7 protein-coding genes are annotated in these 12,962 nt (G+C 72.5%); 2 read left to right on the top strand and 5 right to left on the bottom strand.

Going from position 1 to position 12,962, the window contains the following annotated elements; translation table 11 throughout:
- Window positions 1-257 precede the first annotated feature (257 nt).
- The 3 genes from ABZS66_RS39665 to ABZS66_RS39655 all read right to left on the bottom strand — a co-directional run bounded on the left by ABZS66_RS39665 (window position 258) and on the right by ABZS66_RS39655 (window position 6,120).
- Window positions 258-1,400: a hypothetical protein gene (locus ABZS66_RS39665; protein WP_354767076.1), complete on the bottom strand. Its 1,143-nt coding sequence runs from the start codon at window positions 1,398-1,400 to the stop codon at window positions 258-260.
- A gap of 116 nt (window positions 1,401-1,516) precedes the next feature.
- Window positions 1,517-3,922, bottom strand: a complete 2,406-nt coding sequence (locus ABZS66_RS39660; RefSeq protein ID WP_354767074.1) for a hypothetical protein — start codon at window positions 3,920-3,922, stop codon at window positions 1,517-1,519.
- Complete coding sequence (locus tag ABZS66_RS39655) at window positions 3,919-6,120, bottom strand: Hsp70 family protein (protein ID WP_354767072.1); 2,202 nt, start codon at window positions 6,118-6,120, stop codon at window positions 3,919-3,921. The genes ABZS66_RS39660 and ABZS66_RS39655 overlap by 4 nt, the downstream gene beginning before the upstream one ends.
- A 308-nt stretch (window positions 6,121-6,428) precedes the next feature.
- On the opposite strand from ABZS66_RS39655, the gene ABZS66_RS39650 reads away from it, so the two are divergent.
- Together ABZS66_RS39650 and ABZS66_RS39645 are read left to right on the top strand one after the other, a co-directional pair.
- Complete coding sequence (locus tag ABZS66_RS39650; RefSeq protein ID WP_354767070.1) at window positions 6,429-9,653, top strand: BTAD domain-containing putative transcriptional regulator; 3,225 nt, start codon at window positions 6,429-6,431, stop codon at window positions 9,651-9,653.
- Window positions 9,654-9,883: 230 nt separating this feature from the next.
- Entirely contained in the window at window positions 9,884-11,467 is a 1,584-nt protein-coding gene (locus ABZS66_RS39645; RefSeq protein ID WP_354767068.1) for a hypothetical protein, read from the top strand.
- Between the two features lie 247 nt (window positions 11,468-11,714).
- Here the strand turns inward: ABZS66_RS39645 and ABZS66_RS39640 are convergent, their stop codons facing one another.
- Together ABZS66_RS39640 and ABZS66_RS39635 are read right to left on the bottom strand one after the other, a co-directional pair.
- Window positions 11,715-12,188: a hypothetical protein gene (locus ABZS66_RS39640; protein ID WP_354767067.1), complete on the bottom strand. Its 474-nt coding sequence runs from the start codon at window positions 12,186-12,188 to the stop codon at window positions 11,715-11,717.
- Between the two features lie 140 nt (window positions 12,189-12,328).
- Window positions 12,329-12,709 (bottom strand): hypothetical protein, encoded by a 381-nt coding sequence (locus tag ABZS66_RS39635; protein ID WP_354767065.1) that lies wholly within the window; start codon window positions 12,707-12,709, stop codon window positions 12,329-12,331.
- Between the last annotated feature and the right edge of the window lie 253 nt (window positions 12,710-12,962).

Here is a 12,962-nt window from a genome sequence, read left to right as displayed (position 1 = left end):
GTCGACGACGGGACGCCGGGTACGGGGCGGGTGCCAGGTACAGCGATCGAACGGAGCAGACAGCACAGGTCCTCATAGCCGGACATGCGTTCATGCGGAGCCTCCGCCGCGGCTATTACGAACTCGCCGTCGACGGCGCGCCCGCGCTGTGGGTCGACGCTGCGGTTGCCGATTTCGCCCGGGCGATCTGACTACGGCCACGAGGACGACTTCGCCGCATCATTGATCTCCCAACGCAACAGCGCCCTGCGGCGCGCTCAGCCGGGTGTCCAGGTGATGGTGCCGTCGACGGTCGTGACGGTCCCGGCGAGGGTGTAGGTGACGGTTGCGGCGGCTGTGTTCCAGCGGCGCGGTTCGATGATGTCGGTACTCCACCGGTAGGTGACCGTCGCCTGCCCGGCGGTCGTGGTGGCGGCGGTGAGTGTGTTCGCGTCGACGGGTTCGAGCTGGATGGTTGGGCGGCTGTCGATGACCCAGTGGGGGTCGTCGGTGATGGTGTATGGGGCGTCGTAGGCGAACGGGCAGCGGTGCCGTGGTGTGGGGTCAGTGCGGGGTTGGAGGTCGTGCTGGGCGGCGCAGCCGCTGAGGTAGGTCGCGATCTGGTCGTTCACCGCGGTGGTGATGGCGGGTTTCAGTGTCGCGGTGATGTGCAGTGTGACCGGTGTCGTGGCCTGGCCCGTGATGGTGGTGGTGACTTCGGTCGTGTCGTAGAGGGCGGTGGGGACGCCGACGGCGGTGTAGCGGCCCGGGGGTGCCCAGATGGCGTCCGCCGCTGGTGGGGAAAAGCTCTGTTCACGGGGCGCCGCCTGGCTGGTCGCGGTGATCGTGGCACCGGCGAGGCGGATCCGGTCGACGTACGAGGTTTGCAGTTGCAGGTGGCGGCCGGGTGGGGTGGTGACCCGCCACCGTTGGTGGAAGAGCCCGACGCGTTCGGGGCTCAGCGTGACCGTGTCCTGACGCGTGACGTGGTCCAGTTCGTACTGGACGTGGGCGACGGTGGTGCGGCTGCCGTGGATGTCGCGGCGCTGTTCGAGGCGTGTGATCCGGGCGTGTTCGGGTGGTTGGTAGCCGGTGGCGAGTGCGCCGGGCTGGCATAGGGGGCTGGCGTGGCAGTCGACGATGGCGCTGAGCGTGTCGGTGTCGCGGTCGGCGAGTGCGGTGTAGAGGCGGCGTACGACGGGTTCGGCTGGTTCGGTGATGGTCGGTACGCCGCCGAACAGGACGGCGGCGGTAGCGAGCAGCACCGCGACGGCAGCGGCGACACGGACGAGGGGCAGCAGAGCTGGCCGGCCCGGACTCGCCGACCAGCCGGTCGACCGGCGCAGGGGTGGTGGTGGCAGGACGCGGATCGTCAGGATGTTGTGGCTGTGGGCGGCGGGCGCATCGTACGGCTGCAGCACTGGCGCTGCGGCGATATCGGCGTCGACGGCTTGGCAGGCCGGGCAAGGGCGCCCGGTCGGTGCAGGGCTGGTGTCGTGCGGGCAGCCGGCGGTGAGCGACGCCTGCGGGTTTGCAGTCATCTGCGTTCCTGCCTTCCCGCTGCAGACTCGTCGGTGGGGTACCGGTGCTGTTCCACGTCGACGGTTCCGGCAGTACCGGCCGTTTCGGTGCGGTGGGCGGCAGGCTGATCGGCGGCGGGGCCGGGTTGGGTGCGCCGGTCGGGGAGCTGTTCAGTGCGGTGGGCCTCGGCGGGGGTGCTGCGGTGGCGGTCGGTGGCGGCGAGCCGGTGGGTGAGCTGTTGTTGGAGTGCTTCGTTGTGCGGGGCGAGCCGGATGGCGCGGTGCAGGATGGCGATGGCGGTGTGGTGGTCGGGTTCGGTGGCGGCGAGGTGGGCGTGCAGGTCGATGAGGTGGCGGGCAATGGTTTCGCGGTGCGGGTCGAGCCATTCGTCGTCGTGGCCTGTGGCGAGTTCGCCGCCGGGTTGGTCGCCGAGCTCGGCGGCGCGGGTGAGCTGTTGCCGCCGGCCGACAGTCGCCGTGGTTGCCGCGGTGGTTCCGGTGTCGACGCCGTTGATCAGGTCCAGCAGTTGCCAGAGGTCGACATAGACGGTGTGGGGGTCGAGCCAGTGCCGGCTGCGGCCAGGTTCGACACGGTTGCTGGCTTGGTGCAGCACGGTGGTGCCGGCGGCGGCGTGCAGGGTTTGGCGCAGTTCGGAGATGGTGGTGTTGAAGCTGCGGGCGGCGGCGCTGCGTGTTACGTCGGGCCAGAGTGCTTCTTTGAGGGTGTCGGTGGTGGCGCCGTCGCGGTGCACGGCGAGGTAGATGAGGATCCGCAGGCCGGCGCTGCGGCGGATGCGCAGCTGGCTGCGGCTGCCGTCCGGGTGCGGTGTCCAGACCGCGGGGCGGCCGAGGACCTGCAGACTGAGCACAGGCCGCGGACGCGCCTGAGGTGCTCTGGCGTGGGCCGGCGCGGCCGGTTCAGGGTCGGCAGCGGACGCGGTGCTGGATGCGCTGGCGGAAACAGGAGGTGCACCATACGGGCTGCCGGTTGGGCTGGCCGCCCCGGCGCCCGTGGCACCAGCTGTCGAGGCGGGTGAGGCTGTCGAGGCGGGTGGGGATGGGTGTGCCCGGTGCAGGGTGGTGAGGACGTCGATGGCGGTGTCCCGGTCAAGTGTGGCCAGCCGCAGTCCTGCCGCAGCATCGTCCGTGGTGACGGTCCCGTTGTCGGTGGTGTGCCACCGCACAGCCGGCGGCCAGGTGGTGAGCACGACGGCACGCATCCGGTCGCCGGCGGTGGCGAGCGCGGTGTGCAGGCTTTCGGCGTCATGCGGTACCAGCGGCCCGACATGGAGAAACACCAACTCCAGCCGCGATGAGGAACACTCCGCGCGGGTGGGACTGCCGGTGGTGGCGAGCAGGTGCTCGGTCGCTGTCGACAAGTTCGCAGCGAGGTGGATGCCGGGTAAGGCGGTGACCGGGTTGAGCGTGCCAAGCAGTTGGTGCACGCCGTCCACGGTGATCATCAGGTGCGGCGCCTGGGTTGCGGGCTGGGCGGTGTGGTGCGCGGCGATCGCGGTGAGGATGCCACGCGCCGCGTGGGCAGCGCCGGGCCCGGTGAGGGCCAGCCCGGTGCGGGGCAGGTCGGCGGGGGTGAGCCAGCCGGTGGTGGTGGCGCCGAGGACGGCGGTGTCCGGGGCGGCCGGCGACGGGTTCACCGGCGTCTGGCCGATGCTGCCGTCGTGGCCGCCGTCGAGGTTGTCGTGGGAGCTGAGGTTCCGGAGTGCCCGGCGAAGGCGGCTGATGGTCGGCGGCACAGGTCGCAGGTCGGTGTCGTCGCGAGTGGCGGTGGGTGGTCGCGGGGTATAGGTGCGGCGGCGGTAGGTCCACAGCAGTGCGACTGCGGCGCCGACCGCGGCAGCCGCGGGTAGGGGAAGCCAGCCGGCACCGGCCGGCAGACCGGCAGCCTCGGCCGTAGCCGTCTCCCCCACTTTCGGTGCCGCCGATACGCGTGCCTTGGCGTGTTGGCCGCTGGCCGTCGTCGGGGTGAGATCGCTGCGAGCGGTCGCGATGTCCGTCGTCGTGTCTGTCGCGGCGTGCGGGGCACTGGGTTGTGCGTGGGCGGTGCCGGCGGTGTCCAGCAGCAGGGTGACGGTGCCGGCGATGGTGCCGCCGATGGTGGTGACCGCGGTGTGCAGCGGCACCGGCAATCGCAGTCGGCTGTGGGCGTGGCGGAGCCGGTCGGCGGTGTCGCGGATGGTGGCGTAGAGCAGCCATCCCCACAGCGCCCAGCCGAGGGCGGTGGCGGCCAGGACCAGCAGCGCTGTGGTGTCGGGTTGTCCGAGTAACTGCCGTGGGTCGAGGCGCACGGCCGTCTGCTGGTACGCGGCGAGCAGCACGATCGGCAAGCCGGCGAGGAGCAGCAGCAGCGCAACGGCGGCGGCGACCGCTGGCAGCGCCCGGTTGCGCCGCGGTCGGGTCCTCACCGGGGCTCCACGAGGTCGCCGTCTTCGGTGATGATCACGTGTTTGGTGGTGGTCGCCGTTGCGGATGCTGCTGCTGGCTGTGGTCCCGAAGCGGGCTGCTGTCCCGCCTGGGCGCCGGCGTCGGCCGCTGGCGGGCTGTCGGTACTTCTGTCGGTGGGTGGTGGGCCGAGGAACATGGGGCGCAGGACGATGGTGAGGGGCCGCCACAGCCACCAGCCGGCCACGGCGATCGCGACGCCGATGGCGAGGAGGTCCGCGGTGCGCCAGGCGAGGGTGGCGAAGGCGAACCCGGCCAGCAGCGGCACGACGAAGATCCGGGTCCACCAGCGGCGGACCACGAGCAGGCCCATGCCGGCGCCGAGCAGCGCGGCGCCGAGCCGGCCGGTGGGGCCGATGATGTCGTTGGGCTTGGGTGGTGCCCAGGTGTTGAGGAGCCCGACGAAGAGGTCGAGGCTGTGGGGCGGGCCGCCCTGGATGTCTTTGCCGATGAGCGCGGTGCCGGCGCCGAGGAGCAGCACGGCCCAGACGGGGAACCGCAGCACCGGCAGCCAGGAGCCGGGTGGCGGTTCGGGTCGCCGGATGATCGCGGCGCCGAACAGCAAGAGCGATGCGGCCATGGGCAGGACGGGCAGCACGGCCCAGCGAAGGAAGGGCCCAGCGGGCAGCTCGAAGAACCCGGCGGCGATGGTGGCGTAGACGGCGGCGACGCCGACACCAGCGGCGCCGCCCGCGGCGAGCGCAGCGCCGAGGAGCCGGTGCCGCAGCCGCTGATCATCGCCAGCAGCGGCGACGCTGTTGGTGCTGCCGGCGCCGCCGGCGTGGCGGCTGGCAGTTGCCAGCACAATGAACGTGACGGCGGCGATCGCGCCGAGCACGGCCGCGGTGGCCAGGCCGCCCCAGTGAGCCATGAGCCGGCCGGGGTCGATGGACTGCCGCTGGCCGTACCGGTCGGCGTTGGTCAGGAACTGGGCGAGCAGCCCGACCGATACGCCGGCCGAGGCGAGGATGCCGGTCACGTCCTGGACGGCGTCGAGCGTCGACGGGCGGGCCGCAGCCGAGGTGTCACCGTTCCCAACGGGCCCGGCGGGGTTGGTGGGTGGCGGGATGTCTGGGGTGGTGTGCAGGGCGCCGCAGGCGGCGGCCAGCTGCGGGTCGGCGACCCGCTGCGGGGTGATGCCGAACTCGTCGCGGAGCCGGTCGCCGAGCAGCGGCAGCCACGCGCCGCCGCCGGTGATGCACACGGGCCGTAGTTGCTCGGCGGGGATGTCGGCGGCGGCGATCGCCTGCCGGGTCGCGGTCACCGCCCGGTCGAGGACCGGTGCGGCGGCCCGGCGGAGCATGTCCAGGTCGACCAGAACCGCCGGGGCCAGCCCGCCGGTGGGGACGAGCACCGTCGGGGAGGTCGCGAGGGCCTCTTTCGCGGTCCGGGCGCGGTGGACCAGCCCGATCGGCGGCTCCGCGACCGGCTTGTCGGGCGGGAGCTCTGGTGGCGGGTCTTGTGGCGGATCAGTGATGTGTGGTGCGGCGAGGTTGGTGAGGTGGGTGGCGAGGGCGGTATCGATCGCGGCGCCGCCCGCGTCGACGTCCACGCACGCGAGGACCTCGAACCCGTCCCGGGTGCGGCGCAGCACGCTGGCTTCGAACCCGACGCCGAGGTCACACACCGCCAGGCACGCGTCGACGGGCAGCCGGACACCCCCGGCCTGCAGGTAGGCGCCGACCGCGACGGGAGTCTCGACCAGCCGTGGCTGGCCGAGCCCAGCATGGTGCAGGGCGACACGCAGCTTGGCCCGTCGCCGCGGTCCCCACCGGGCCGGCACTGCCACCACCACCTCGTCCGGTGCCCGGCCCGCGGCACGGGCCGCCTCCGCGGCGATGCGCCGCAGCGGCTCGGCCACCAGGTCGACCGGGTCAAGTCGCACACCGGCAACCTCGATGACGCCACTGGTGAGCCGGTCCGCCGGACGTTCGACCAGCTGCTGCGGCCGCTCAACCGCCCGCTGCCACACCCCGGCCCCACACGCCAGCCGCCGACCGACCCTGCCCGCCGTGCCAGTCTCGATGAACACTGCCGTGTCCAGGTGCGCCGCGCCGTCGACCAGCACCGGGGCCATCGTCCGGCCAGTCTGCAGTACCGCGGTGATGCTGCCGGAGCCGACGTCGATGCCGAGCCGGACCACAGCTCCCCCCGAAGGCATAGATGAATTCTTACTCATCGAATCAACAGGTTGTCATCGAGAGATCACTCACAATCTATGCCCTGAGCCCGCTCGACTACTCACCTCGGCGCCTGATTTCTCCCGCCTGTGATGGTGTGCAGCGAAGCGACAGCGACGTTCGCCCGAGAACGGCCATATGGCCTTCATTTGTGTTGAGCTGCCGTGTTATCGCGTGTTATTCGTGTGATTCTGTGTGACCGCCGGAACCGGTCCCACCAGCCCGCCGCGGGCATACCGTCACCTCTTGGACACGGCGCATCAGCCACCGCCGATCACCAGGAGGGGACATGCGGCGACGACACCTCCGCACCCGCGGGCCGGCCCGCCGGGTCGTGATCCGGGTGGCAGCCTGGGTAGCAGCCCGGGCAGCCGACGCGGCTCGGTTCCTGCTCACCGCCGCGGCGGTGCTGCTGCCCGCCGTCGGCACGCCCCCCATGCTGGTCGCGCTCGACCGGGCCGTCCTGGACCAAGTCGACGTGGCCACGCTGGTCAACCAGCCGCTCTCCGCGCCCGCCTTGGCGCTCGCCGGCTCCGCGGTCGGGTGGGCGCTGTGGGGCTGGCTGCTGTACGCCATCGCCCGGGGCCTGGCCGACTGGCTCTACGGGCTGCGCCGGCGACGCTGGCCGCGGCTGCCGGTGCCGCTGCACGCGGCGGTGACCAGCGCCGCCGGCGGGCTCGCCATGCTGGCCAACGCCTGGCACACCAGCAGCCACGCCCCCACGCTGGCTGCACCAACGCAGATGGCGGCCGTCCCGGCCGCGGCCGTGCCGGCGGTACTGGCAGTGCCGTCCGCCCAGCTGGTACCGCTGCGCCCGGTAGCGGTCAACACGGCACTGGCGACAAGCGAGACCCCGGCTGGGCAGCCGCTGGTCTACGTGGTCGCTCGAGGAGACCGGCTGGCCGACATCGCCGAACGGTTCCTCGCCGACCCGGACCGCTACTGGGACATCGCCGAGGTCAACCCCGACCTGGAGCGTGCGGATCGCCGCTTTCCAGACCACATCGAACCAGGCTGGCGGCTGACGCTGCCCACCGACGCCCACGACCACGGCGTCACCCGGCACGCCACCGGCCACCTCACACAACCCCCACCACCACCGGCGCCGCCAGCAACCTCAGCGCAGCAGCCCGATCCGTCCACGGACGCAGCCACCGAGGCGGACACCGGCGAGGACGGTGTCGTCGCGCCGCCCACGGTGCCGTCCAGCTGCGCCCAGCTGGCCAGCCCACCCCGAGCGGCGGATACGGCACCGCCGGGCGGGGCTGCCGCGACGTCACGGCCAGCACGCGGCATCACGCTGCCCAGCGGCAGCTGGCTCGACCTCGGACTCGCCGCCGCGATCGCCGCCGCCGTCGCGTTGGTCTGGGCGCATCGGCGCCGCCGCTACACCCGCCGCCCACCCCCACCCCACCTTGGCCTGAGCGACCCGGACCTGGCGCCGATGCCGCCCGTCGTCAACCAGATCCGCCGCAGCCTGCGCCGCGCCGGCCAGGCCACAACCAGCGCCGGGCAACCCCGCGACAGCACCTTGCTCGACCTGCTCGACGACCCACACGTCTCTGCCGACGACAACGACCTGCCCTCTTCGGACCGCCGCGACGACAACCTCGCCGTGGACCAGCCGGACCACGAACCGTCACCCGACCCGGACGACACCGACATCGACGACGCGGACGACAACCGCGGCGGGCGGGAACCGATCGACCCGCACGCTGGCCAGAACCCCGATAGGTTCGACCCGCCGCTAGTGCCGCGGCCGGTCGTGCCGTCGCTGGCGCATCCACTGTCCGCGCACTGGCCGCCGGCAGGGCTGGGCCTGACCGGGCCGCGGGCCGAGGACGCCGCCCGCGGGTTCCTCGCCGCGGCGCTCGCCGCCGGTGGTGTTGAGCAACCGGACGCCCGCACCCACGTCGTCATGCCGTCGGCGACCGCCGCCACCCTGCTCGGCGCCGCCACCGTCGGGTTGCCCGGCACACCGCGGCTGACCGTCACCGGCGGGCTCGACGATGCCCTCCATCTGCTGGAGGCACAGGCGTTGCACCGCACCCGGCTGGTCGACCGGCACGGGGTGGACAACGTCGCCGCGCTGCGCGAGGCCGACCCGCTCGAAGAACCCCTCGAACCGCTGCTGCTGATCGCCGACGCCGCCGTGCACGAACGTGCCCGGGTCGCTGCGCTGCTCGCCCAGGGCCGGCGTCTCGACATCCACGGCGTGCTGCTCGGCGCCTGGCCCGCCGGCGACACCGTCGTCGTCGCCGACGACGGGTCCATCACCCCGGCCGATACCCCCGCCGACAGCGACCACGGCCGCCGCGACTACCACCCAGCTGGGATCGGCCGCCTCGCGGTGCTCACCCCCGCCGAGGCCGCCGACCTTATCGCGGTGCTGGCCGAGTCCCACACCGGGCAAGCGGCGCCGCACGTGCCCACCGAGCGGCCCGGGTCCGCGACCGGCGTGCTGCCCAGCCACACCCCGGGTGCGGCGGATCACAGGGACGACGCGGCCGCACTCGCCGCGATGCACGTCGAGGATCCGCCGACTCCCGCCAACGGCGACACGATGCCGGTCCGGCCTGCTGTGCCCGCCGTTTCCGCCATGCCGGATGACCTCGAGCGGCGGGCCGCCGAAGGGCACCCTGGACCGGACCCCGTGCACGAGGGCGAGGACACGGGTCTGGCGTCGGACGACAGCGGGGGTGACGACTTCGCTGCGGCTGTGGGCACACGTGCGCCGGTGCGGGTGCTGGTGCTCGGCCTGCCCGAGGTCGTCGAGATGGACACCAGCAAGGGTACGCCGCGCGGCAAGTCTGTGGAGGTGCTGGTGTACCTCGCCGTCCACGACGGGCAGGTGCACTACGAGTCGATCATCGAGGACGTTCTGCCCGACGCGCCGGTCAGTCGGGCGCCGCACCGGCTGCACACGTATGTGTCTGCCCTGCGGGACCTGCTGCGCCGTACCGGCGGCTCCGCCGAGTACGTGCCCCGGTCCGGGCAGCGGTACACCCTCAACCGCGACGCCCTCGACGTCGACCTGTGGCGGATGCAGCAGGCGCTGCGCGAGGCGGAACAGGCCACCGAGCCGGCCGCGAGGATCGCCGCGTGGCGCGCCGCGGTCGCCTGTTACCGCGGTGACCTGGCCGCCGGCGCCGACTACGAATGGATCGAACCGTACCGGGAGTCCGCCCGCCAGCAGGCACTCGATGCCACCCTCGCTCTCGCCGAGGCCCTGGCCGACGAGCCGGTCGAGGCCCTGCCGATCATCGAAGCCGCGCTCGGCCACAGCCCGTACACCGAGGCGTTGTACCAGGCGGCGATGCGCGCCAACGCCGCCCTCGGCCGCCCCGATGCCATCCGCACACTGCGCGGCGAACTGACCCGCCGTCTTGCCGAGATCGACACGGAGCCCAGCGAAGCAACGCTCACCCTTGCCGACCACCTCGTCACCCGCCTCCGCACTCCCGGCCGCCGCCGGGGTGGCCGCGTCGGCGCCGATGCTGCCGAGGCTGCCTGATGCCGCTGCACACGTCGGCCCCCGCATCCGGTACCCGCGACGATCGCACCGGCGCCGACCGGTACTCCGGTCCCGCCCAGAAGCCCGCACAGAAGCTCGCCGCCCCCGCCGTCTTGTCCTGTGACGGCCGGACCCCGGAAGAGGTGGAAGCGTCTGTGGCGCTGCCGTCATCCACAATCGGAGCTTCCTTGTCCACAGGGTTGTCCACAGGACACTCCACAGCGGATCCGATGGCCCGAGCTGCCCGCCGGTTCCTGGATGCCAGCCGTCGGGTCGTCGTCGGCGACCGCGAGCGGCCGCTCGGTGAGCTGTGGGACCGGCACACCCCGCCGTCGACAGGCCTGGTCAGGGCCGCGGAACTGGATGCCGACCTGCAACGCACGGTCCTTCGCACTTCCTACATGCGCCAACTGTTCTACGTGGTGGTCCTGCTGGTCGCCCTCGCGGGGCAGGTCTCCGGCGCCGTCAAGGCCCTCGGTATCCCGCTGATCTGGGCGATCCCCGCGGTCGGCGCGCTCGAGCTGGGCGGCATCGTGGTGCTCGCCAACGCCGACGTGCGGCGCCGGCTGGGTGAACGCGCGGTCGCCTCACGGTTCATGTCCGCGCTCATCGCCGCGTTCGCGGTGGCGTTCAACTGGATGGCCCACGACACCAAGCTCCTCGCCGGCTTCTTCGCCGGAATGTCCGCGCTCGGCTACCTCGTCTGGCTGATGCACACCGAGAACCAGCGCCGTGACCGGCTGCGGGCCAAGGGCGACCTGCCGCCCACCACCCCGGCCTACGAGGTCGTCGGGCACTGGGTGTGTCACCCGCGGATGACGCTGCGGGCGAAGAACCTCGCCAAGGCCGACCCGACCCTGGGTCTCTACGGCTCCCTTGCCGCCGCCCGCGCCGAACAGCGCAAGGAACTGCGCACCGCCGCCATCTCCAAGGTCCTGCACCGCAAGATCCGCGCCGCGGTCGACCCGACCACGGCCGACATCGCCATCGCCGTCTACGACCTCGACGAGATCGCCCACCGCCTGGCCGACGGCGCCGACTACGACGGGCTGACCGCGCTCATCGCCCAAGACCTCGCACCGGCCCAGCTGGCCGCACCACCGGCACCACCGGCACCGCAGGCAGCCGCAGATTCTTGCCTGCATGCTCTGAACGTTGCGGCGCCGCGGCCCACAGCCACCCTCGACGGCGCAGCGCGTTTTGCGTCCGTCGAACCGGTGGTCGACGCGGAGGCCGCGGGTCATCGTTGCGTAGCGGCGGCCCCACTGCCTGGCAGTCCCCTGCCGGGCGCGGCGGCTGCACCCGTAAACCGAGCGGTTGCCGAGAAGTCAGATCCCGCCGGTGCCGCCGCAGATCGGACGCTCCCACGCGTCCCGGCAGACACACCGCCTGCCTCGGGGGGCTTCGGCGGTCCACTCCGTCCCGCCAGTACGGGGACCGACGTGGGCGGGTTCGCCCCTATCCAAGCTGCGGACCCGCCCACGTGGTCGCCGGCGGTCGGCGCTGCGCTGGGCGCACCGCACCACAACGCCTCGCTCGACCAGCCCGAGGAAGCCAACGACACTGACAACAGCGGTGACGGCGATGAGCACGCCGGTGCCGCGCCGTACAGCCAACACGACCCCGATGAGCGGCGAGACAACGACGCCTCGGTGCCGCACGAGACCGCAGCTGCGGTGGCCTACTGGTGCGAGCAGAACCCCGGCCTGCATCCACGGGACATCGCTGCCCGGATCGGCCGGTCCGAGCGCACCGTCCGACGGTACCTGCCCCAGCCGGTCGCCCGCGGTCCAGCGCGACCTGGCGGCACCTGAGCCGCGCCGACATCGGTCAGCGCGGCCCCGACCACGCCATCGGACGGGCTGGCCGCACCTGCCGGTAAGCGCTGGACCGGCAGTGCTGCGCTGCCTGACCCTCCCGCTGTTCCTGGCCCACGCCCGGGTGGCATCGCGAGGCGAGAGCTGGAAGCTCGACGCGGCGACCTTACCGTGGCAAGTCCTTCGACACCTCGGTGGTCGAGTGAGGTCCACCGGGAGAACCGGACATCGGCCATGAGCCGGGTCAGGCGGCGGCGAGGGCCGCGCCGGATGTCCGGTTCGGGAGTTGGTGGTGGGGCCGCCACTGGTTGACGACGGCGGTGGTGCTGGTGAACCAGCCGGTAAACCGACCGTTGCTGGGCCGGCTGACGGCCGCACGGCCCACGGTGGGGTGCGCGTGGCCGCGGGTCGGTGTCACCGTCACAGGCGCTGCACCGGGCGGGGCGGCGACCATGCGCGGCGGCGCCGGTGTCGCAGGGCGCCGCGCCATCTGCAGCGCCCACTGCGCCTGGAGGGCTGGACCGCACGCCCCACGCTGGCCGGCGCAGCGCAGATTGGTGCAGTCGCCGACCGGGTTGCGCTGGTGCTCGACAGCGACGTCGAACGCGAGCCGCCACAGCAGCACGTCGGTGACGTCGTGTGGAACGGGCACGTCGGTGGACGGGCGGCTTCGTGCCTCGCTGGTGACTGCGGTGACGGTGGCGAGCATGGTCGGCATGGCGTCGACTCCCGGGTCGATGGCTTCTGTGTAGCCGCCATGACCGGCGAGCGGCGCATCTGACCGCTGCCGGTACGGCGGGCACCACCGATCGACGCTCGACTTTCCCCTCAGGTCAAGTCGTTGCCGACCGGTGCCGCTCAGTCGCCGCACTGAGCAGCCATGCCGCCGAAGCCGTCACCGGGCGGTGGCACTTCGATGAAGCCGAACAGGCGCTCGATGGCCTGCATGCGCCAGGTGCGGTAGCGGTCGGCGAAGCCTCGGCAGATCGCGGGCTGCGCATCGGGGTGCTTGCCGTACGGGAGCGTTGCGTGGCAGATCACGAAACTGCCCTCGATGAGGGCTTCGTCGACCATCTGCTTGAGCCGGCCGGGCGCGAGGTGCATGCGGTTGCCAGGGCGGAAGATACAGGTGCCGCATTGGCGGGCCAACAGCCGGGTCTTGCCGGTGGCCGGGTCGCCGACACTCAGCGACCCGGCCGACTGGTCCTCCGGCTCGGGCGTCAGTCGCGTGGTGCTCATCCGATACCTCCTGACTGCCGGAGGTGTATGGCTGCGACCGGCATGGCGCAGGTGGGCGGCTGCGGATCTTGTCGCTGGCGGCGACTGTTGGTACTGCGTCGCATGGGCTGAGGGTTACCTTCCCTGGTCGACGCCGTCGCCGGTGGCGTGTGGAGGTGTGGCCAGGTGGGCACGAAGGCGCTCGAGGCTGGTGCCGTCGTCGGTGCGCCAGGCTCGCCAGCCGAGGCAGGGGTAGCCGGCAATGACGGTGGCG

The sequence above is a fragment of the Dactylosporangium sp. NPDC005572 genome (assembly GCF_040605515.1).
GTDB lineage: Bacteria > Actinomycetota > Actinomycetes > Mycobacteriales > Micromonosporaceae > Dactylosporangium.
This window is presented reverse-complemented; position numbering and strand designations above follow the sequence as displayed.

Coding starts and splice junctions, on each gene's coding strand:
- ABZS66_RS39635 (WP_354767065.1), bottom strand. CDS start 12,709: ATGAGCACCACGCGACTGACGCCCGAGCCGGAGGACCAGTCGGCCGGG.
- ABZS66_RS39650 (WP_354767070.1), top strand. CDS start 6,429: ATGCGGCGACGACACCTCCGCACCCGCGGGCCGGCCCGCCGGGTCGTG.
- ABZS66_RS39640 (WP_354767067.1), bottom strand. CDS start 12,188: ATGCCGACCATGCTCGCCACCGTCACCGCAGTCACCAGCGAGGCACGA.
- ABZS66_RS39645 (WP_354767068.1), top strand. CDS start 9,884: ATGGCCCGAGCTGCCCGCCGGTTCCTGGATGCCAGCCGTCGGGTCGTC.
- ABZS66_RS39655 (WP_354767072.1), bottom strand. CDS start 6,120: ATGCCTTCGGGGGGAGCTGTGGTCCGGCTCGGCATCGACGTCGGCTCC.